The 20,586-nt window shown below is 68.5% G+C and carries 22 protein-coding genes; 8 read left to right on the top strand and 14 right to left on the bottom strand.

Features of this window, described 5'->3' with window-relative positions; translation table 11 throughout:
* Genes ACFCYE_RS14930 through idi form a run of 8 tightly spaced genes read right to left on the bottom strand, consistent with a single transcriptional unit; the run spans nucleotide 1 to nucleotide 7,853 of the window.
* Nucleotides 1-2,181, bottom strand: a complete 2,181-nt coding sequence (locus ACFCYE_RS14930; protein WP_376179926.1) for an MMPL family transporter — start codon at nucleotides 2,179-2,181, stop codon at nucleotides 1-3.
* 41 nt (nucleotides 2,182-2,222) lie between these two features.
* Nucleotides 2,223-3,083, bottom strand: coding sequence for a prenyltransferase (locus tag ACFCYE_RS14925; protein ID WP_376179924.1), 861 nt, complete (start codon nucleotides 3,081-3,083; stop codon nucleotides 2,223-2,225).
* On the bottom strand, nucleotides 3,080-3,412 hold the full coding sequence (locus ACFCYE_RS14920; RefSeq protein ID WP_376179922.1) for a lycopene cyclase domain-containing protein: 333 nt from the start codon (nucleotides 3,410-3,412) through the stop codon (nucleotides 3,080-3,082). Before ACFCYE_RS14920 ends, ACFCYE_RS14925 begins: the two co-directional genes overlap by 4 nt.
* A complete protein-coding gene (locus ACFCYE_RS14915) occupies nucleotides 3,409-3,741 on the bottom strand; it encodes a lycopene cyclase domain-containing protein (RefSeq protein WP_376179920.1) in 333 nt (110 codons plus the stop codon). The genes ACFCYE_RS14920 and ACFCYE_RS14915 overlap by 4 nt, the downstream gene beginning before the upstream one ends.
* Nucleotides 3,741-5,333: a phytoene desaturase family protein gene (gene crtI, locus ACFCYE_RS14910; RefSeq protein ID WP_376179919.1), complete on the bottom strand. Its 1,593-nt coding sequence runs from the start codon at nucleotides 5,331-5,333 to the stop codon at nucleotides 3,741-3,743. The genes ACFCYE_RS14915 and crtI overlap by 1 nt, the downstream gene beginning before the upstream one ends.
* Nucleotides 5,330-6,247, bottom strand: coding sequence for a phytoene/squalene synthase family protein (locus tag ACFCYE_RS14905; protein WP_376179917.1), 918 nt, complete (start codon nucleotides 6,245-6,247; stop codon nucleotides 5,330-5,332). The genes crtI and ACFCYE_RS14905 overlap by 4 nt, the downstream gene beginning before the upstream one ends.
* Nucleotides 6,244-7,329 carry a polyprenyl synthetase family protein gene (locus ACFCYE_RS14900; protein ID WP_376179915.1) on the bottom strand — a complete coding sequence of 362 codons (1,086 nt, stop codon included), beginning with the start codon at nucleotides 7,327-7,329 and terminating at the stop codon, nucleotides 6,244-6,246. The genes ACFCYE_RS14905 and ACFCYE_RS14900 overlap by 4 nt, the downstream gene beginning before the upstream one ends.
* Before the next feature lie 2 nt (nucleotides 7,330-7,331).
* On the bottom strand, nucleotides 7,332-7,853 hold the full coding sequence (idi, locus tag ACFCYE_RS14895; RefSeq protein ID WP_376179913.1) for an isopentenyl-diphosphate Delta-isomerase: 522 nt from the start codon (nucleotides 7,851-7,853) through the stop codon (nucleotides 7,332-7,334).
* Nucleotides 7,854-8,012: 159 nt separating this feature from the next.
* Between idi and ACFCYE_RS14890 the strand changes: the two genes are divergently transcribed.
* Nucleotides 8,013-8,579 carry a MarR family winged helix-turn-helix transcriptional regulator gene (locus tag ACFCYE_RS14890; protein WP_376180168.1) on the top strand — a complete coding sequence of 189 codons (567 nt, stop codon included), beginning with the start codon at nucleotides 8,013-8,015 and terminating at the stop codon, nucleotides 8,577-8,579.
* 46 nt (nucleotides 8,580-8,625) lie between these two features.
* Here ACFCYE_RS14890 and ACFCYE_RS14885 read toward each other — a convergent pair whose 3' ends face one another.
* Entirely contained in the window at nucleotides 8,626-8,973 is a 348-nt protein-coding gene (locus ACFCYE_RS14885; RefSeq protein WP_376179911.1) for an Lsr2 family protein, read from the bottom strand.
* Between the two features lie 48 nt (nucleotides 8,974-9,021).
* Nucleotides 9,022-9,867: a LuxR C-terminal-related transcriptional regulator gene (locus ACFCYE_RS14880; protein ID WP_376179909.1), complete on the bottom strand. Its 846-nt coding sequence runs from the start codon at nucleotides 9,865-9,867 to the stop codon at nucleotides 9,022-9,024.
* 113 nt (nucleotides 9,868-9,980) lie between these two features.
* Here ACFCYE_RS14880 and ACFCYE_RS14875 point away from each other — a divergent pair, with 113 nt between their 5' ends.
* The gene (locus tag ACFCYE_RS14875; protein ID WP_376179907.1) at nucleotides 9,981-10,328 is read left to right on the top strand and encodes a DUF485 domain-containing protein; all 348 of its coding nucleotides are present in this window, start codon (nucleotides 9,981-9,983) and stop codon (nucleotides 10,326-10,328) included.
* 2 nt (nucleotides 10,329-10,330) lie between these two features.
* On the top strand, nucleotides 10,331-11,959 hold the full coding sequence (locus ACFCYE_RS14870; protein WP_376180167.1) for a cation acetate symporter: 1,629 nt from the start codon (nucleotides 10,331-10,333) through the stop codon (nucleotides 11,957-11,959).
* A 73-nt stretch (nucleotides 11,960-12,032) separates the two neighbouring features.
* Here the strand turns inward: ACFCYE_RS14870 and ACFCYE_RS14865 are convergent, their stop codons facing one another.
* Nucleotides 12,033-12,575: a methylated-DNA--[protein]-cysteine S-methyltransferase gene (locus tag ACFCYE_RS14865; RefSeq protein ID WP_376179905.1), complete on the bottom strand. Its 543-nt coding sequence runs from the start codon at nucleotides 12,573-12,575 to the stop codon at nucleotides 12,033-12,035.
* A 189-nt stretch (nucleotides 12,576-12,764) separates the two neighbouring features.
* Here ACFCYE_RS14865 and ACFCYE_RS14860 point away from each other — a divergent pair, with 189 nt between their 5' ends.
* Together ACFCYE_RS14860 and ACFCYE_RS14855 are read left to right on the top strand one after the other, a co-directional pair.
* Complete coding sequence (locus ACFCYE_RS14860) at nucleotides 12,765-16,475, top strand: AAA family ATPase (protein ID WP_376179903.1); 3,711 nt, start codon at nucleotides 12,765-12,767, stop codon at nucleotides 16,473-16,475.
* A complete protein-coding gene (locus ACFCYE_RS14855; RefSeq protein ID WP_376179901.1) occupies nucleotides 16,468-16,653 on the top strand; it encodes a hypothetical protein in 186 nt (61 codons plus the stop codon). Before ACFCYE_RS14860 ends, ACFCYE_RS14855 begins: the two co-directional genes overlap by 8 nt.
* A 74-nt stretch (nucleotides 16,654-16,727) precedes the next feature.
* On the opposite strand, the gene mscL is transcribed toward ACFCYE_RS14855, so the two are convergent.
* From mscL to ACFCYE_RS14840, 3 genes are read right to left on the bottom strand one after another with little or no spacing between them, the layout of a single operon-like run.
* The gene (gene mscL / locus ACFCYE_RS14850) at nucleotides 16,728-17,135 is read right to left on the bottom strand and encodes a large conductance mechanosensitive channel protein MscL (protein WP_376179899.1); all 408 of its coding nucleotides are present in this window, start codon (nucleotides 17,133-17,135) and stop codon (nucleotides 16,728-16,730) included.
* A 24-nt stretch (nucleotides 17,136-17,159) separates the two neighbouring features.
* A complete protein-coding gene (locus ACFCYE_RS14845; protein WP_376179898.1) occupies nucleotides 17,160-17,432 on the bottom strand; it encodes an FmdB family zinc ribbon protein in 273 nt (90 codons plus the stop codon).
* A gap of 15 nt (nucleotides 17,433-17,447) precedes the next feature.
* Nucleotides 17,448-18,044 (bottom strand): 5-formyltetrahydrofolate cyclo-ligase, encoded by a 597-nt coding sequence (locus ACFCYE_RS14840; protein ID WP_376179896.1) that lies wholly within the window; start codon nucleotides 18,042-18,044, stop codon nucleotides 17,448-17,450.
* A gap of 59 nt (nucleotides 18,045-18,103) precedes the next feature.
* Between ACFCYE_RS14840 and galU the strand changes: the two genes are divergently transcribed.
* From galU to ACFCYE_RS14825, 3 genes are all read left to right on the top strand, one after another.
* Entirely contained in the window at nucleotides 18,104-18,991 is an 888-nt protein-coding gene (gene galU, locus ACFCYE_RS14835; RefSeq protein ID WP_376179895.1) for a UTP--glucose-1-phosphate uridylyltransferase GalU, read from the top strand.
* 20 nt (nucleotides 18,992-19,011) lie between these two features.
* Nucleotides 19,012-19,641 (top strand): GNAT family N-acetyltransferase, encoded by a 630-nt coding sequence (locus ACFCYE_RS14830; protein ID WP_376179893.1) that lies wholly within the window; start codon nucleotides 19,012-19,014, stop codon nucleotides 19,639-19,641.
* 63 nt (nucleotides 19,642-19,704) lie between these two features.
* On the top strand, nucleotides 19,705-20,568 hold the full coding sequence (locus ACFCYE_RS14825; RefSeq protein WP_376179891.1) for a hypothetical protein: 864 nt from the start codon (nucleotides 19,705-19,707) through the stop codon (nucleotides 20,566-20,568).
* Nucleotides 20,569-20,586: the final 18 nt, after the last annotated feature.

The raw sequence follows: 20,586 nt of genomic DNA, 5'->3' as shown, positions 1-20,586 counted from the left end.
TCAGCGCTCGCTCCGGCCGAGCTTCGACGGCCACCAGATGGCGCGGCCGATGTCGTAGGCGAGCGCGGGGACCAGCAGCGACCGGACGACGAACGTGTCCAGGAGCACGCCGAACGCGACGATGAACGCCAGCTGCACGAGGAACAGGATCGGGATCACCGACAGTGCGGCGAACGTCGCCGCAAGCACCAGGCCGGCGGACGTGATCACCCCGCCCGTGATCGCGAGTCCCCGCAGGATCCCCTCTCGCGTGCCGTGCTTCAGAGACTCCTCGCGTACCCGCGTCATCAGGAAGATGTTGTAGTCGATTCCGAGCGCGACGAGGAAGACGAACCCGTAGAGCGGCACTGCGGGGTCGGCTCCGGGGAAGTCGAAGATCCCGTTGAACACGAGCGCCGAGACTCCCATGGCCGTGCCGAAGGACAGCACCGTGGTGAGGATCAGCAGCACCGGCGCGAGGATCGAGCGCAGCAGCAGCATGAGGATCACCATGATCACGACGAGGATGACCGGGATGATGAGGTTGCGGTCATGGATCGACGCGTCGTTCGTGTCGATCGCGGTCGCGGTCACGCCGCCGACCTGGGCATCCAGATTGTCGAGTTCGGTGCGCAGCTCTCGGACGGTGGATGCCGCGGCATCCGAATCCGCCGCATCAGACAGCGTCGCCTGCAGCAGGACGTCACCGTCCACCGTCGTGGGCTCCGGGACGGGCGTGCCCGGCGCGCCGACGGCCTGGATGCCGTCTTCGGTGACCGGAGCGGAACCGCTCGGCGAATCCGCCGACGTCACGGAGACCGATTCGACCCCGTCGCTCGCGAGCAGGATGTCCGCGGCGTCCTGCAGCGAATCCTCCGCCACCACGACGTACGCCGGGCTCCCCGATCCGCCGGGGAAGTGCTCGCCGAGCACCTCCTGCCCGTCCCGCGCCTGCGAGGAACCGAGCACGAGATCGGACTGCGGGACACCGGATGCGTTCAGCTGCGTCACGCCGAGCGCGCCGACCAGCAGGACCAGGGTCGTCACGATCCAGATCACGCGCGGGCGGCGGCTGATGAGGCGCGCCAGGCGCACCCAGAGACCCTGGGAGGGCATACCGTTCTCTGCGGCGACGACCTGCGGCTCGAAGGCGGGGCGGCGCGGCCAGAACGCGGCGCGGCCGAAGAGCAGCAGCAGCGAGGGCAGCAGGGTGAGAGCGGCCAGCATCGCGAAGACGATACCGATCGAGGCCACCGGCCCCAGCGTGCTGTTGGATTTCAGGTCACTCAGCAGCAGGCACAGCAGACCTGCGATCACGGTGCCGCCGGATGCGAGGATCGGCTCGAAGGATCCCTTCCAGGCCGCCAGCACCGCAGCGCCGGTGTCCTTGGTCGACCGCAGCTCTTCGCGGAAGCGCGCCACGAACAGGAGGGCGTAGTCCGTGGCGGCGCCGATCACGAGGATGAACAGGATGCCCTGGGTCTGGCCGCTCAGCAACAGGACCTCGGCCTTGGCGAGCCACCAGACCGTCAGCAGTGCGACGCACAGTGCGAACAGGCTCGTCGCGAGCACGACCACCGGCAGCAGGAAGGAGCGGTAGACGAGGACGAGGATGATGAGCACCGCGAGCAGGGCGACACCGAGCAGCAGTCCGTCGATGCCGGCGAAGCCGGCGACGAGGTCCGCGCTGAAACCCGCCGGCCCGGTGATGTAGACGGTGACTCCGGCAGGGGCGGCGTCCTGGAGCTCGGTCTCGAGCTCGGTGACGGTATCGCCGAGCTCCGCGTCGCCGAGCACGGGGATGAACGCCTGCGCAGCGAGTCCGTCCTCCGACACGAGCGCGGGCGAGACATCCTCTCCGATGCCCTCGATGTCGGGCGCGTCCGCCACGGCATCCGAGATCTGCTCCACATCCGCGTCCGAGAGCTCGTCATCGCCGACGAAGACGGCGATGGCCGGAATCGCATCGGTGTCGTTGAATTCACCGAGCAGCTGCTGCACCTCGGTGGCGTCCGCGCTCTCCGGGAGATAGCTGGTCTGGTCGTTCGAGGAGACCTCGTCGACCTTGCCGAACAGCGGTCCGCCGAGCGAGGCTCCGACGAGCCACACCAGGATCAGGGCGACCGGGATGAACACGCGCGCCCATGAGCGCTTGCGGACACGGGCGCGGGTCGCCGGAGTCGGGTCGGTGGTGCGGGACATGAGAGCCTTTCGAAGAGGTCGCGGGGAGGCGTCGGGTCGCCTCAGCCCAGCCAGGCGAGGATGAGGATCAGGGTGGCGAGGAAGCCGGCCCCGTAGTTCAGGGCGATGAAGCGCCGCCAGGCACGGTTGGTGGATGCCGCGGTGTCATCGGTCACGTTCCACCACGGTGCGGAGTTGACGATGTAGGGGACCACGAGCGCAGCGGCCAGTGCCGCCGGCCAACCCGTCGGCAGAACGGCCGCACCCGCCGCCGCCCACAGGATGATCGAGAGTCGGACGGTGACCCTGGCTCCGAGCACCGTGGCGATCGAACCGATGCCCGCTTCGCGATCGGGGACGATGTCCTGCACGGCGCCGAAGGCGTGCGCTGCCATGCCCCAGAGGAAGAAGGCGAGCATCAGGAGCACGAGATCGGTGGAGACCGATGCGCCGCCGATCGCGAGGCCGACGAGGGCAGGACTCACGAAGTGCGTGCTCGACGTGATCGAATCGAGCACCGGACGTTCCTTGAAGCGCATCGGCGGGGCGGAATAGGCCACCACAGCGAAGACGCTGAGGGCGAGCCAGGCCGCGGATGCCGGGTTCCCGGCGGCGAAGAGGAACACGAGGAACGGCACGTTGGTCGCCGCCGCGGCCCAGAGCGTGGTGCGGTGCAGCCGCGGGGGAAGCAGCGCCCCCTCGATGCCGCCCTTGCGCGGGTTCGCCAGGTCCGACGCGTAGTCGAACACGTCGTTGATGCCGTACATGGCGAGGTTGTACGGCACGAGGAAGTACAGCACGCCGACGACGAAGACGAGGTCGATCTCGCGCGTGGTCAGCAGGTAGGCGGCGCCGAAGGGGAAGGCGGTGTTGATCCAGCTGATGGGCCGCGAGGCCAGCAGGAGAGCGCGGACGGCGTTCATCGGCCGGCCTCCGCCCGTGAGGCATGCGGTCCGCGGCGCGTGCGCAGCAGAGTCCAGATCGCCGGGAGCAGCACGGCGCCGGCGATCGGATAGGCGAAGTCCTCGATGGGGGCGAGGCCGATCCGTGCGCCGAGCAGATGGGTGTCGGCATAGGTGAAGAAGCCGACGCCGATCATCACGGTGTCGAACACCGCGGTGAGCAGCAGCAGCGCCGCCATGGACAGGGCGACGGCGCCGAGATGCGGGCGCCGACGGCCGATGAGCGCCGCCGCCACGGCCAGGACGCCGGCGACACCGAGGAAGATCAGCGACAGCAGGGCGTAGGTCATGACGCCTCCTCACGACGGCGGTGCTCGAGAACGCGCGCCGCACCGGTGTAGAGCACCATGGTGCACACGACCAGGAACACCAGGAACACCGGTTCTTCGATCGGCAGCTCCGGGGCGAGGAGGATGCCGGTGGCGAGCGGGCTGTCGCCGCGCAGGAAGATCCCGAGCGAGATCCCCGCGGCATCCCACAGAAGGAAGAACGCCAGGCCGATGAGGGTCACGATGACGGCCGATCGGGTATCGCGCCAGAAGAACAGCCGGAAGCGCCGATCGACCAGGAGCAGACACCCGAGGCTGACGAGCAGCGCCAGGAGGTAGACGATGCCCATCAGCCCGCCTTCCGCACGGCTGTCGGCGTCGGCGACGTCGGACCGGAGCTGTGGTCGCCGCGTATCCGCTTCAGCACGAGCTCGGCGCTGATCAGGCACATGGGCACGCCGACGCCGGGGGCGACCGTCGCTCCCGCGTAGTAGAGGCCGTCCACCTTGCGCGAGACGTTCTGCGCACGGAACATCGCGCTCTGCGAGAGGATGTGCGCAGGGCCGAGCATGCCGCCGCGCCAGGAGTGGTAGTCCTGAGCGAAGTCGGCAGGCCCGAGCGTCTCGCGCACCACGATGCGGTCCCGAAGATCGTCGATGCCGGCCCACTGCGAGATCAGGTCGATCGCGGCATCGGCGGCACGCTCGACAGCATTCGAACCTGTGCCGTCGGGCCCGCCGGAGCCGATCTCGACATCGGCGGGCACGGGGATCAGCACGAAGAGGTTCTCGTGACCGGCCGGCGCGACGTCCTGATCGGTCGCCGAGGGCTTGCAGACATACAGCGAAGCGGGCTCAGGGATGTGCGCGGCGTCCCCGAAGATCGCATCGAAATTCGTGTCCCAGTCCCGCGCGAAGAAGAGCGAGTGATGAGGGAGAGCGGGGAGAGAACCGCGGACGCCGAGCATCACGATCACGGCCCCCGGTCCGCTCGTGCGGCGTCGCCACCAGCGCTCGGGGTAGGTCTGCAGCCTCTCCGGCAGCAGCGTGGTCTCGGTGTGATGCAGGTCCGCGGCGGACACCACGAGGTCGGCGAGCTCGAGGTGCTCGGCGCCGGAGACATCGCGCCAGCGCACGCCGTACGCGCGCTCGCGGCCCGCGGACGGCTCTGTGAGGATCGCGGTCACCTCGGCATCCGTGACGACGTCGACGCCGGCATCCTCGGCCAGCGCCCGGATGCGCTCGGTGATGCGCCAGAATCCGCCCTGCGGGTACTGCACGCCCTCATCCAGATCGAGCGTGCTCATGAGGTGGTACATGGCGGGCGCGCTGCGCGGATCCGTCCCGAGGAAGACAGCCGGGTATCCGAGGATCTGACGGATGACGGGATGCCGGAACCGACGCGCGGCGAAAGCGTCCAGCCGGCGGGTCAGCAGCGCGGCCAGCCGGGGCAGGCGACGGAGCACGTCGGCAGAGGCCAGCTCGGACAACCGTGTGAACGGGTTGTAGAGGAAGCGGCGCACCGCCATGTCGTTCGTCTCGGCGGCCGAGGACAGATAGTCATCGAGCCGGCCGCCTGCGCCGGGTTCGAGCGCCTCGAAGAGTGCGCGGACACGGTCGGCGCCGGCGGGTACCGTCACGGTCGGCGACTGTCCGTCGGCATCCGGCTCCGAGAACACGCGGTAGGCGGGATCCAGGCCGACGAGCTCCAACTGCTCCGCCGTGGTCGTTCCCATCAGCTTGAAGAAGTGGTCGAAGACGCCCGGCATGAGGTACCAGGACGGGCCGGTGTCGAAGCGGAAGCCGTCCCGCTCCAGCGTTCCTGCCCGCCCGCCGGTGCGGCTGTTGCGTTCGAGCACCGTCACCCGGTAGCCGTCGCGCGCGAGCAATCCGGCCGTGGCCAGCCCGGCGACGCCGCCGCCGATGACGATCGCCCGGCTCATCGGCGCGGCTCCGCCCACGTCACGAGCACGGACCGCGCGGCCAGCAGGACCTTGATGGGATCGGGGACGCGTACGCGCCGCTCGTAGAGCGCCGAGGCCGGTGTGCGGGCGACGCGCGCGGTGAGCGCCTCGAACAGCGACAGAGCACTGCGTACGGCGGCCCGCGCGTCGCGGGGGAGCAGGGGGATCGCGGCGCGCGCATCGTCCAGCTGGGCACGGACCGTGCGGACCCACTCGTCGCGGCCGTCGTCCGTCAGGCGCTCCGTGCCGCTGAGGTAGCCGCGCTGCAGCCGTTCGGTGTCGTCGGCGAGGTCGCGCAGGAAGTTCACGTTCTGGAAGGCTGCGCCGAGCTGTCGCGCTCCTGTCTCCATGCGATGCAGGTCTTCGGCGGTGGGGTCCGAGTCCTGCAGGAAGACCCGGAGGCACATCAATCCGACGACCTCGGCCGAGCCGTAGACGTACTCCGCGTGCGCTTCAGCGCTGTATGCCCGTACACCGGTGCCCTGGTCCGGGGCGGCGGACGCATCGGTGCGCATCGACGCGAAGAACGGCTCTGTCAGGTCCTGGCCGATTCCGCACCCGGCCGCCGTGCGCGCGAACGCGTGCAGCACGATGTTGCTGCTGTACCCCGTGCGCATGGCCCGATGGGTCTCGTCGGCATAGGCATCGAGTGCGGCACGCTGCGCGGAGTCATCGAGCCCGGCCTCGCCGGCGACGCCGTCGACGATCTCATCGGCGATGCGCACCATGGCGTAGACGTTGCGGATGTGCTGACGGTGACGCCGTCCGAGCAGCCGGGTCGCGAGTCCGAACGAGGTCGAGTACGTCCGGATGACGCCTGTCGTCGCGGTCTCCGCCGTTCTGGTGAAGCGGGCGAGAGCCGAGGCGCCTTCCTCCGACGAGTCGGCGTTCACGACAGACGCCCTTGGATGCGGTCCAGGAGCGCCATGAGCGTCTCCCGTGCGGCAGCCGGCAGGGGAGCGGTCTCGTCCGAAATCCCCGTTCTGGCCGCGGCGAGCTGTTCGTCGATGAGGTGCTGCACGAACGAATCCGCGCCGCACTGGCGCAGCTGGTCGCTGATCAGGGCGCCGTCGTCGGCCGACAGGGAGGAATCGCCGAATCGCGGTTCGATCGAGCTCCAGGCACTCGTCAGGCGTGCGTAGGCAATCAGTACGGTCTCCTTGCCCTCGCGGAGATCGGCGTAGGGCTCCTTGCCGTGCTCTCCGGCATCCCCGAACACCGAAAGCGCATCGTCCTGCAACTGGAAGGCGACCCCGAGATGCTGTCCGATGGCGGCGAGGGCGTCTTCGGTCAGGGGCGCAGCACCGGCGAGCATGGCGGCGACGCGGAGCGGGAACTCGAACGTGTACGTCGCCGTCTTGTGCGCCGTCATGGTCAGGATGGTCTTCAGATCCGGCGCGATGGCTCCGTCGCTCAGTGCGACGTCGGCGTGCTCACCCGCGACGGTCTCGGTGATCGTGTGATCCAGCAGATCGAGCAGCCGAAGCCGGGTCGCGTGATCGAGTTCCGCTCTCGCGAACATCTGGTGGACGACGGACAGCAGGAGGTCCCCCATGAGGATCGCGCCGGTGACCGCCCAGTGCTGCGCGGACGTCGTGCCGAGATCCGAGCGGGCATCGCGCAGCGCGCCGATGAGGTTCGGCTTGCCGCGTCGCTGGGCATCGCCGTCGATGACGTCGTCGTGCAGCAGGAACGCGTAGTGCAGGATCTCGACGGCCGCCGCGATCTCGACGACGGCGTCGCGCGTGGCGGATGCCTCGTCCGCCGTGTCCTGGTCGAGCAATGCATCGTGCATGGCGACGAGCAAGCGGGGGCGCAGGAGCTTTCCGCCCAGGACCTGTTCCGCCGAGGCGCGCCACAGGCCGACGTACTCGTCTCCGTACGGTGCCGCTCGTGCGATCCGATCATCGAACACGCTCCGCACCCGTGACTCGATCTGCGCGTGAAGATCCTCGCGGACCAGGGTTGCCGTCATCCTCAGATCCTTCCGGCTTCGTGGAGGAGCGGCAACTGCTCTCGCAGCCAGGGGCTGAAGGCGAATGGGGTGCTCGAGACGGCGATGCGCAGATCGTCCGGTCGCACCCACGCCCACTCCATCACCTCTGCGGAGTCGGGCGCGATCGCGTCATCGACCCTCGCCACATGGACGGGGCAGATCTCGTGCTCCACCGTGCCGCCGGCGTCGATCGCGCGATAGCGGAACGCGGGCAGGACGCTGACGACGTCGAGCGGGCGTGCACCGATCTCCTCGGTGCCTCGTCGGACGACCGCTTCGATCATGTCCTCGTCCGGACGGGGATGACCGCAGAAGCTGTTGGTCCAGACACCAGGCCAGGTCCGCTTGGAGAGCGCCCTGCGTGTCAGGAGCAGGTGACCTTCGCGGTCGAACACGTAGCACGAGAAGGCGAGGTGCAGCGGGGTGGCCTCCGAGTGCACAGTGTCCTTCGGCGCGGTGCCGATGGCGGTGCCGTCCTCGGCGAGGAGGGTCACGAGCTCCATAACGGGTCCTCTCCTCTAGTGACGTTTATTGCTAGCTTAGCGAGAAATAAAGCTAGCATGAAGAATATCGGGGTGTAAAGTAGCGAGGTGTCCATGGAAGATCACGCGAACGGCACCGACGGCGCGACTGCTGACGCGTCGCCGGCGAATCGCGATGGCATGGACCACTCCGCGATCTACGACGTGGACTCGTCCGACCCGCGGCAGATGCTCGTCGACCGGTCGGGAATGGCCGAGGACGAAGTGCGGCAGATCACCGGCATCATGAAGGCGCTGGGGGCGCTGCGAGAGGCGGAGCAGCGGCTCTCCGAGGCCTCGCGCCGTTTCATGCAACTCAACGAGACCGATATGCGCGCGCTGCACTACCTCATCGTCTGCACCCACCGGGAGATGATCGCCACCCCCGGCGGCATCGCTCAGCACCTGTCGATCTCCAGTGCTTCGACGACGAAGCTGCTGGACCGCCTGGAGAGAGGCGGGCACATCGTGCGGTCAGCGCACCCGACCGACCGTCGAGCCCTGGCGATCACGATCACCGCGGAGACGCACAGGGCGGCGATGGAGACGGTAGGGCGCCAGCAGGCGAAGAGATTCAACGCTGCTGCTCGGCTCACGCCGGCGGAGCGCGAAGTGGTCACGCGCTTCCTGCGCGACATGACGGATGAGATCACGCTTCGGGATGAAGCATGGGCGAACGACGGGGCGCACGCCGCGCCCTCGCCGTGACGGAACAGCGGCGGAGATGCATGGGCGCACCCCGCCGCTGTGAGGATCAGTGCGCGGCGCGGTAGGCCTCGAGCACCGTCTCGGGGATCCGTCCCCGTTCGGACACCTTGTGGCCGTTCGCATTCGCCCATTCACGGATCGCCGCAGTGTCCGAGCTCTTGCCCGTGGAGCGCTTGCGTGTCGCGCCGGAGCGTGCGGCACCGCCCACCGACGAGCGTCGGCCCGCGGCGATATACGGCTCGAGCACGGAACGCAGTTCCTGCGCATTCTCCGTTGTCAGATCGATCTCGTAGGAGATGCCGTTGAACGAGAAATGAACCGTCTCGCCTTCGCCCACCTCGAGAAGAGTTCCATCGATGTCGTCAACCAGCTGATGCACAATTCGTCGGGCCATTAGGCCATTCTATTCAGCAGAAAACGCTGAGGACAAGGAATCCGCAATTCAGGGCAGCAGTCCCATGCGCCGTGCGCGTGCCACAGCAGCGTGTCGTGTCGATGCATCGAGCTTCGACATCGCGGTGCCCAGATAGGCCTTCACGGTGCCTTCTCGCAATCCGAGCTGAGTTCCGATCTCGGCATTCGTCGCGCCCAGCGCCGCACACGCCAGCACATCCGTCTCGCGCGGTGAAAGGTGCACGCGGGGAATCGGACCTGTCGTGGCGGGGATCGTTTCTCCCGCGATATCGAGCAATCGCTTCTCCAGGTCGCTCAGACGCGCCCGCAATTCCTCATCGGCGACGGAGGCCGAGATGCTGCGCAACTCGGCGAAACTCTCGCGCAGCTCTTCGCGATGCGACGACGAGAATCCCTGTCGTGACGGTGGCATCGACTGCAGGCGACGACCGACCTCATCACGGATGCGCAACTCGGTGCTGACCGCATCCGCCACGCTCATCGCCGGTGCGGTCGTGACGCCGCCGACCGGGGACTGCTCCCAGGCCCCGGCGTACAGCACCCCGCGGGAACGGCCGTCCACCACGATGGGGATCGCGAGCAGCGTGCGCAGCCCCTCGCCGAGCACGAAGCCGTCGTAGTCGTGCGTGATCTGCTGCGACGTGCGGTAGTCGCTGGTCATCCGTGGGCGCTGCTCGGTCAGGGCGCGGCCGCCCAGCCCGCGCTCCGGACGCACGCGCAATCCCTCGAGCGCGTGGGTGCGACTGCCCACGATGCTCGTGACCGAAACCTCGCCGTCTTCGATCAGCCCGCCGAAGGCCACCGGGAAGCGCGTACGTCTGGCCAGCTCGCGCACGGCCTGGGCGACGAGCTCGGCATCGGTCTCGGTCGACACTGGGGGGATACCTACTTTCGGGGGTGACGGCTCCGTGCCCCGTTTCGTAGCGTCGACCCTACCACCCGCACGGATGCCTCCGTGTGGGTTTGACCATGTGGCAAGGAGGCCCCATGACTGACCGGATCCCCCCAGAATCGGCCGGACCCATCGACTACATCGCGGTTGAGGAATCGCCGAAGTTCCAAGGGCTCAAACGCACGCAGCGGTCGTTCATCTTCCCGATGGCCGCGCTCTTTCTGATCTGGTATTTCGTGTACGTTCTGCTGGCCGCATTCGCCCCGGAATTCATGGGGCAGCGCGTGTGGGGCGACATCACCATCGGCCTGCTCTTCGGACTCGGGCAATTCGTGTCGACGTTCGCGATAACGATGGCCTACGTCTCCTTCGCGAATCGGCGACTGGATCCGGTCGCCGCCGAAATCCGTGACGAACTCGAGAAGGTGCAGGCGCAGTCGTGAATATCCTTCCCTTCGAGACCGCACCCGCGGCGGAGAACAATCCCATTCTCAATATCTCGATCTTCGCGGCATTCGTCGCGGTGACGCTGTTCATCGTCATCCGCGCGAGTCGCAACAACAAGACCGCCGCCGACTATTACGCGGCCGGTCGGTCTTTCACCGGTCCGCAGAACGGTTTCGCGATCGCGGGTGATTACCTGTCGGCGGCATCCTTCCTCGGAATCTGCGGTGCGATCGCGGTCAACGGGTACGACGGGTTCCTCTACTCGATCGGATTCCTCGTCGCCTGGCTCGTCGCACTGCTCCTCGTCGCAGAGCTCATGCGCAACACAGGTAAGTTCACGATGGCTGACGTGCTCTCGTTCCGCCTGAAGCAGCGGCCGGTCCGGATGGCTGCGGCCATCACCACGCTGGCGGTGTGCTTCTTCTACCTGCTCGCGCAGATGGCCGGAGCCGGCGGGCTCGTGTCGCTGCTGCTGGGGATCGACGCCAAGATCGGGCAGTCGCTCGTCATCGCCGTCGTCGGTGCCCTGATGATCGTGTACGTCCTCATCGGCGGTATGAAGGGCACGACCTGGGTGCAGATCGTGAAGGCGGTGCTTCTCATCGCCGGTGCGCTGGCGATGGCGATCTGGGTGCTCGCGCTCAACGGTTTCAGTCTCAACACGCTGCTGGAATCCGCCGTCGAGGCGTCGCCGCAGGGCGATGCGATCCTCGCACCAGGGCTGCAGTACGGTGCCAACCCGTGGGACTTCCTGTCGCTCGGCCTCGCGCTCGTCCTCGGCACCGCTGGACTCCCGCACGTGCTGATGCGGTTCTACACCGTTCCCACCGCCAAGGAAGCTCGTCGTTCGGTCGTCTGGGCGATCTGGCTGATCGGCGGCTTCTACCTGCTGACGCTCGTCCTGGGCTACGGTGCCGGAGCCCTCGTCGGACCCGAAGTGATCGTCGCAGCTCCCGGCGGCGTGAACTCGGCTGCCCCGCTGCTGGCGGAGCGACTCGGCGGTCCGCTGCTTCTCGGCTTCATCTCGGCTGTCGCGTTCGCGACGATCCTCGCCGTCGTCGCCGGACTCACCATCACGGCGGCCGCATCGTTCGCGCACGACATCTACGCGAACGTCATCCAGAAGAGCCGCAAGAAGGCGGACGGGACCCCGGTCGAGGCCGACCCGAACGCCGAGGTGAAGGTCGCGCGCCGCACGGTCATCGTGATCGGCATCCTCGCGATCCTCGGCGGCATCGGGGCACAGGGGCAGAACATCGCCTTCCTCGTCGCTCTGGCGTTCGCCGTCGCGGCATCGGCGAACCTGCCGACGATTCTGTATTCGCTCTTCTGGCGCCGCTTCAACACGCGTGGCGCGGTATGGAGCATGCACGGCGGCCTGGGATCGGCGATTCTGCTGATCGTGTTCTCGCCGGTGTTCTCCGGTTCGGAGACGGCCATGATCCCGTCGATCGACATCGCGATCTGGCCGCTGAACAACCCGGGTATCGTGTCGATCCCGCTCGGGTTCCTGCTCGGCTGGCTCGGAACGGTCACGTCGCGCAGCGTGGAATCCCGCGCGCTGGCGGCTGAGATGGACGTGCGTTCGCTCACCGGGTTCGGCGCGGAGAAGGCGGTCGAGCACTGATGCCGCGCTGGAGCTGACGCGGTCGGCTCGCGAGCGGACGAGGACCCCGGACGCCTACCGGCCGGGGTCCTCGTCACGCGGTGATGGATGTCGCGGGTGTCGCAGGTGTCGCTTCGAGATCGATGAGGTACCTCTTGTGCTCGGGGTGCGCGCCGTACTGGCCGATGGAACCGTCCGCACGCACGACGCGATGCACCGGCACGATGATCGAGAAAGGCGTGAGCCGGCACGCGGTGCCCACGGCGCGGGCCGCGCCAGGGCTGCCGGCGAGGACGGCGACTTCGCCGTAGCCGAGTGTCTGGCCCCACGGGATCTCGCAGATCGTCTGCAGCGCGTCGCGGTGGAACCCGTCGATCAGGCGCCAGTCGAGCCGCACGTGCTCGTCGAACCGGATCGGCGCGCCGTCGAAGTACTCGGCCACGAGATGAGCGAGCTCGTCTGCGGCCCCCGGGTCGGGGTCGGGCATGGTGCGCAGCCGCCGGGCGACGCCCTCGAGCAACCAGGGGACGGTCGGGTCCTGTCCCTCGGAGAGGTCGAAGCTCACGACGCCGTCGTCGGAGAGCACGACGAGGGCGTCACCCAGCGGAGTCGGAACGAAGTCGTAGCGGAAGTTCATGCCTCCATCCTGCTCGCTCGCGCCGACAGCGTGAGCCCGAGAATCCGCGATCGGTGGAGAACTGCTGGACGGGGCTGGCTGTGCAGAGCGAGTGGTCCGGCATCCGAATCCGACCCGCAGAGGACCAATCCGGCCCAAACCCGCCTGGCATACAGGATCTCCTGCCGCTCGCGGCCTAGTCTGTGATATGTGTGGCGACGAACGGACAAGTCTGCGGATGACGCGGAGACGACGGCCGCAGTGACGCTCGGCGCACTGGGCGAGTCGTCCACCGGCGTCGGTCTGCCTCATGCCGCGGATGCGGAGCGCGCGCGCCTCAAGGCGGAAGCCGCCGACCTCGGCGGGCCATCGCCGCTGGTGCGCTATCACGACGGTGTCGAGGGTGGCATCGACATCTCCAAGGCGCACCCTGGGAGCCTGCCGCAGTTCATCACGGGACGCTCAACGCTGCTGTCCAACCTGTTCCGCGACGAAGTGGGCCTGCGCACGGCGCGACTCGCCGCCGAGCGGATCACGGCGAAGCACACCGAACTGCGCACGGTCCGCGGGATCGAGGCCGTGCATCTCGCGGTCGGGCTCGCCGGCTGGCGGATCGGCGGCGTGCAGTTCTCGGCTCCCGTGCTGCTGCGCCCGCTCGCGATCCGCCGTCACCACTCCGACTTCGAGCTCAAGCTCCAGGGGTCGTTCTCGGTCAACCCGCAGCTCGTGCGCATCGCGCGCGAGCATTTCGGCATCACCATCGACTCCGACGCGCTCGCCGCCCTCGCCTACGACGGCGGCATCTTCAAGCCGCAGCCGGTGATCGACCGCCTGCGGGGTGTGACCCGCTCGATCGACACCTTCTCGGTGCAGCCGCGTCTGGTCGTCTCGGTGTTCGCCGACGTGGCGTCGGCGATGGCGGAGGACAGCCGCGACCTCGATCACCCGGTGCTCAACGCGCTGGCGGGCCACGTGGACGATCGGGAGCGGTTCTCCGCCGAGCGCCCTGCGCCGAACGTCACGAGCCCGGACGACCGCGCCCCGGCATCCGACAACCTCCTGCTGGACGCCGACTCCGAGCAGGAGGCCGTACTCGCTCGCATCGCGGCCGGCCAGTCCGTCGCGATCGCCACCCTGCCTGGTACCGGCGGAACGCAGACGGTCATCAACGCGCTGGGCGAACTGATCCGCGCGGGCAAGCGCGTCCTCGTCGTGTCCGCGCGCAGATCAACCCTGGACGGCGTCCGGCATCGTCTGAACGCGATCGGGCTGGACAGTCTCGCGATCAGTCCTGCCTCGATCCGCCGCGACCTCGTGCACGCGATCGGGCGCAACGAGAAGGCCACCGCGCCCAAGGCCGGCGAGGTCGATGACGCCCTGGTGCGGCTGCGCACCGTGCTGCGCGACTATCGGCACGCTCTGACCAACCCGGTCGCGGGCACCGGCGCATCCGTGCTCGACGCGACCAGGCATCTCACGCGGCTGGCATCCCTCGAGCGACCGCCGTCCACCACCGCCCGACTCGGCACGGAGACGCTCGCGCGCCTGGCGGGCGACCGCAGCGCCGCTGCCGCGAAGCTCGTGCAGGCCGCACGGCTCGGCGAGTTCCGCTTCGGACCGGATGATTCGCCGTGGTACGGAGTGACGTTCGAGACCACCGAGGCTGCGCGGGCCGCGCACGATCTCGCCGACCGGCTGCACACGACCAGCGTCCCGGCGCTCCTCGAGCGCGGCTACGAACTCATCGCGCAGACCCGGATGCGTCCGTTCGCGACGATCGACGAGCTGGGCGAGTACCTGCGGCTGCTGCAGGGGATGCGCGACTCCCTCGACCGCTTCAGCCCGACCGTCTTCGAGCGTCCGCTCGGTGAACTGATCCAGGCCCACGGATCGCGACGCGACGCGCCGGGCATGTCCGGCGCGAACCGGCGTCGCCTCAAGAAGCTCGCCAAGGAGTACGTGCGCCCCGGAGTCCACATCCTCGACATGCACGAGGCGCTGCTGCGGATCCAGCAGCAGCGCACCGAGTGGCAGCGTTTCGTCGAGGCCGGTGTCGCACCCGAGATTCCCCTGGGCCTGTCCGACGTCTACGCCTCGTGGCAGCGCGTCGCGGCGGAGCTCGCCGAACTGGATGCCGCTCTCGCCCGCCGTGAGCCGCTGGCCACGCTGCCGCTGGCGCGCCTGGTCCGCACGCTCGCCGGCCTCGCGGCGAAATCCGACGTCTTCGAGAACCTCGTCGAGCGCGCCGCGATCCGCGACCAGCTCGCGAAGCTCGGGCTCGCGCCGCTGCTGGCCGAGCTGTCGGTGCGGCACGTCTCCGAGAGCCGCGTGGCCGACGAGCTGGAGTTCGCGTGGTGGCAGTCTCTGCTCGAGCGCGCGCTGCAGGACGACCGGGCACTGCTCGGCGCCAACACGGCCGTCGTCGATCGCCTCGAGCGCGATTTCCGTCTCGTGGACGAGGCGCACGCCGCGATGGCCGGTCCGCTGCTGGCCTGGCAGCTGGCCAACCAGTGGAGGATCGCGATCGTCGATGAGCCCACCGAATCGCAGAACCTGCGCCGCGCGCTCACCCAAGGCGTCCCGACGACTGCCGAGATCGTCGGCGCGGCGCCGACGCTGATGTCCGTCCTCGCTCCGGCATGGATCTCTTCCCCGTACCAGGTGCCGGAGATCCCCGACAGCGTCGAGTTCGACACGGTGCTGCTGGTGGATGCCGCGGCGATCAACCTCGCCGAAGCGGCGCCTGCGATCCGGCGTGCGCGGCAGGTCGTCGCCTTCGGCGACCCCGTGACGCAGAAGCCGACGCCGTTCCGTGTCGCCGTCGCGGGCGAAGAGGAGTGGGAGCCCGAGGTTCCGTTCGACTCGGTCTCGGTGTTCGAGCGACTTGCCGAACTGCTGCCTGTGGCGACCTTGACCAAGAGCTACCGCGCCGGGGGAGAAGACCTCGCCGAGCTCATCAACGACGCGTTCTACGGGGGCGAGATCCAGTCGCTGCCCTGGGCCGGATCCTACCTCGGCCGTGGAAGTCTCACGGTGGACTACGTCGAGGGCGGCGTCGGGACCCCCGACCCGGTCTCCGGAGCGGTCGAGAGCCCGGATGCCGAGGTCTCACGCGTCGTGACCCTCGTCGTCGAGCACGCCGTTCATCGGCCGACCGAGTCGCTCATGGTGATCACCGCGAGCACCCGGCATGCCGAGCGCGTCCGCGCCGCCGTCACGAACGCCTTCGCCGGCCGCAGCGATGTGACCGCGTTCGTCTCGCGCGACACCGCAGAGCCGTTCGCCGTGCTCACGCTCGAGGAGTCCGTCGCCGAGAGTCGCGACCGCGTGATCTTCTCGCTCGGGTTCGGCCTCACCAAGCACGGCCGTGTGCTGAGCGATTTCGGTGATCTCTCGACGACAGACGGCGAGCGGTTGCTGACCGTCGGAATGACGCGGGCCCGTCGATCGATGGTGCTCGTCTCGTCCATCCGTCCTTCCGCGTTCGATGACGGACGTCTCGAGCACGGAGCCGCCACGCTGATGTCGATCCTCGGCGGTCTCGCGGCGCGGTCGCGCGAGGCGCGCCTCGAGGACCTCGCCGACCCGCTCACTCTGGCGCTCGCACGAGAGCTGCGCCGGGCCGGAGCATCCGTCGACGTCGACTACCGTGGTCTGCTGCCGCTCGTGGCGCAGCACAACGGCCGTGCCGTCGTCATCGAGTCCGACCCGGAGTCGCGCGGGGAGTCCCTGCGCGAGTCCCTGCGACTGCGCCCGAACGTGCTGCGCCGCCTGGGGTGGCACTACGTGCGCGTCCACGCGTTCGACCTCTACAGCGATCCGGCGACCGCAGCGAACCGCATCGCCGAGGTTCTCGGGATCTCGGCGGACACGCAGCGCGTCGACCTGGAGACCCAGCCGATCGAGCGGGGCGATGACTGACGAACGGCGTCAGCGCGTCGAGCGGGTCACGGGATCCCGGCGCGCACGCCTGACGCCGGCGCCGGGGACGGATCCGTCTCCCGACGTGGCGACGAAGGACACCGCGGCATCCGCTCCTTCGAAGGAGCAGGGCCCGAACGACGCGCGCCTGCGGCAGGACGTCCCGCCGCACTACTGACTCGTGTCGCATGCGCGGTCCAGGCGGAAAGGGCAGCAACGCGCAGTGCGTCGCTGCCCTTTCGGCACGGCGTCTCAGAGCGCGTTGTTCTTGCGCAGCAGATCCCGGATCTCGATGAGCAGCTCCTGCTCGCTGGGGAGCGTCTCCTCCTCCACGGCCGGGTTCTTCGCGGCCTGCCGCTCCTTGTAGCGGTTCATCGGAAGGACGAACACGAAGTACACCACGAGGGCGACCGCGAGGAAGCTGATGATCGCCGAGATGAGGTCGCCGAGCGGGAACGTCACCTCATTGCCGTAGATGTTGGTGACGGTCGGGCCGAAGTTGCCGGCGGAGTCCGCCTCGAAGAAGAGCGAGACCAGCGGGTTGATGATGCTGGAGACCACCGCATTGACGATCGCGGTGAACGCACCGCCGATGACGACGGCGACCGCGAGGTCGATGACGTTGCCCTTGGTGATGAATTCTTTGAATCCCTGGATCACGAGGATCCCCCTTCGGTTCAGGCCTCAGCTCGAGGCCGGTGCCGCCGCGGGAGCCGGTTTGGCGCTCGTCGACGTTTCCGTCTTCGATGATGCCGACGATTCGGACTTCGCACCACTCCCGCTGCGCGAGTCGGTCCGATAGAACCCGGAGCCGTTGAAGGTGACGCCGATCGATCCGTACTGCTTGCGCAGGGTGCCGCTGCACTCGGGGCACGCCGTGAGCGCGGCATCCGAGAAGCTCTGGACGGCGTCGAACTGGTGGCCGCACTGCGTGCAGGCATAGGCATAGGTAGGCATTGCTGTTTCCTTGAATCAGCGTCGCGATGGCGACAGCGTGAGTGTCCGGGTGGGGGTCACGACGCCCGTGACGGGCTGATCGTGCACCTCCCGCGGAAGGGATTCGAGTACCTCGGAATCATAGATCACCGCGTAGACAGGCGGGCATTTCTCCATGGATCCGATGGTCTTGTCGAAGTAGCCGCGACCCCAGCCGAGCCGCATCCCGGTCTCGTCGACGGCCGCCGCGGGGATGATCATGAGGTCGACGTCGTCGACGGCGATCGGACCGAGCACCTCGCCGGTCGGCTCGGGAAGGCCGAAGAGCCCTTCCCGCACCTCGGCGGACTCATCGGCCACTGCCCAGTCGAGCAGACCATCGGCTCGTGTCACGGGGAGAAGCACCCGGATTCCCCGCTTGACGGCGCCTGCGACGAATTCTCTCGTCCCCGGTTCCGTCGTCGCGGAGAGGAAGCACGAGATGGAGCGTGCGCCGAGCGCTTCGATGAGCTCGTCCAGACGGTCGGCGATCGCGGATGCCGCGGCCTCGCGCTGCGCGTCCGAGAGGAGCTGGCGCCGCTCGCGGAGTTCCGCTCGGAGGGCCCGCTTGGCGTGCTCGATGTCGTTCGACATGCTCCGAGTCTAGACGGCGGCTCGCGAGTGATCGCCTGGCCGCCCGCTAAGCTGGCCGAATGGCGAATCACAAGATCAAGGCCGTCATTCCGGCCGCCGGACTGGGCACACGGTTCCTTCCGGCGACGAAGGCGATGCCGAAAGAGATGCTGCCCGTCGTGGACAAGCCCGCGATCCAGTACGTGGTGGAAGAGGCGGCAGCAGCCGGCATCGACGACATCCTGGTGATCATCGGGCGAAACAAGAACGCCATCTCCAACCACTTCGACTCGGTTCCCGAGCTCGAGGTCAAGCTGATGGAGAAGGGCGACACCGGTCGTCTCGCGCGCGTCGTGCAGTCCAGCGATCTCGCCGACATCCACTTCGTCCGACAGGGCGAGCCCAAGGGGCTCGGGCACGCCGTGCTGCGTGCCAAGACGCACGTCGGCGAGAGCTCCTTCGCCGTGCTGCTCGGCGATGACCTGATCGATGAGCGCGACGCACTTCTCACGACGATGCTGGAGGTCCACGCAGCCACCGGCGCCGCCGTCATCGCGTTGATGGAGGTCGACCCGGCCAGCATCCACATGTACGGTGCGGCCGCGGTCGAGAAGACCGACCGCGACGACGTCGTGCGCGTCACCGACCTCGTCGAGAAGCCCGCGCAGGAGGACGCACCGTCCAACCTCGCGATCATCGGTCGCTACGTGCTGCCGGCCAGCATCTTCGAGGTCCTCGAGCACACCGCGCCGGGCAAGGGCGGAGAGATCCAGCTGACCGACGCGCTGCAGGAGCTGGCCACACGGCCCGGCGGGCCCGGCGTCGTCGGCGTGATCTTCCGCGGTCGTCGCTACGACACCGGTGACCGGGTGGACTACATCAAGGCGATCGTGCAGCTGGCGACGGACCGCGACGACCTCGGCGCCGACCTGCGACCGTGGCTCAAGGAGTTCGCAGAGCGCCTCTAGGCCGCGAAGCGAGGCGTGCGATGGAACTGCTGGCGGGGCACAGGCACGGCAAGGTGGAGCTTCGGCTCATCCGCACCCGTGACGCGCGAGCCCTCCAGCAGGAGCTGCTGAGCAATCGCTCCTGGTTGCAGCGCTGGGAGGCGACGATCCCGAACGGTGTCGCGTCGTTCGACATGCGTATCGGCATCCGCCGCCTGCTGCAGCAGTACCGGGACGGCGCGGGCTACCCCTTCGTCATGCTGTACGACGGCGAGATCGCCGGGCAGCTCAACATCTGGGGCGTCTCCCGCGGATCGCTGTGCTCGGCGACGATCGGATACTGGGTCAGCGAGCGCTTCGCCGGGCGGGGGATCACGCCGACCGCGGTGGCGCTGGCCACCGATGCGAGCTTCACGGAGTACGGCCTGCACCGTATGGAGATCTGCATCCGGCCCGAGAACGCCGCGAGCCTGCGCGTGGTCCAGAAACTCGGCTTCCGGTACGAAGGGCTGCGTCGACGGTACATTCACATCGACGGGGACTGGCGCGATCACTATGCGTTCGCGCTGACGAGGGAGGACGTCCCGCGTGGCGTGCTCGCGCGCTGGGTCGAGGGGCAGGCGCCGCAGGATGCCGCGGCGATTCCGCCGTCCGATCGACTGTCGATCTGATTCGCAGGCGACACGCGCTCGTACTCCCCGGCCGCAGGTGCCCGTGCCCTTACCGTTGAGCGTATGGATGGGCCGGTGCTGAGTGGGGGCGTGATCGTCCTCGTCGCTGTGCTCTTGTGGATGCTCTATCTGCTGCCGAGCTGGCGCGGCCGCTACCAGTACAACGCGTCGGAGCGCAACGCCGTTCGACTGAACCAGGCGCTGCGAATCCTGGCGGAGACCAGCGAGACCCCGGACGAGGTCCGCCTCGAGCTCAACGCGCGCACGGCACTCGCTCAGCAGAAGCTCGCCAAGCGCGTGCAGTCCGAGAAGGAAGCCGCCGAGCTCGTGCGGCTGCGCGAAGAACTGGCCGCCGCCCAAGCCGACCCTGCTCTGCAGCAGGCGCGAGCGCGCCGACGCGTCCGGGTCGCCGCCCTCGCAGTGATGCTCGTCGGGCTTTCGCTCGCCGGCGTCGGCGCCTGGCAGATCGTCGCGACCGGCGTGCAGACGCTGGCGTGGCTCGGCGGGGCGCTCGCGCTGATCGCGATGATCGTTCTGCAGCGGATGGCGCGCGTGGCATCTCGTGCGGCGCGACGGCCCGCTGTCGTCGTTGAGGCGGCAGCACCTCGTGTATCGCCGCCACTGCACGACCAGGGGACGGCGTCGTGGACGCCCAGGCCTCTGCCCGAGCCGCTCACGTCGTTGGCCGGTTCCCGTGCGCAGGTCGCCCGCGCGGAGATCGAGGCCAAGGAAGAGCTGCGGCGTGCGGCGCGACTCGCCGAGCTGCGCGAGCGTGCAGCCACGATGGCTCCCGAGGAGCCGGTGCGGCTGGCTCCGCGCGAGGCACCGGCAGCGGCGGATTCGCCGTACGCCCGCATGGGATTCGTCGACGACGCCGAGATCGAGGACCACGTCCGCCAGATGCTCGCTCGTCGCGCCGCCGGCTGAGCGGTTTCACTGCACCGC

Source organism: Microbacterium sp. NPDC056234 (genome assembly GCF_042267585.1).
Classification (GTDB): Bacteria; Actinomycetota; Actinomycetes; order Actinomycetales; family Microbacteriaceae; genus Microbacterium.
Note: the sequence above shows the minus strand (reverse complement) of the source record. Positions and strands in the feature narration are given on the sequence as shown.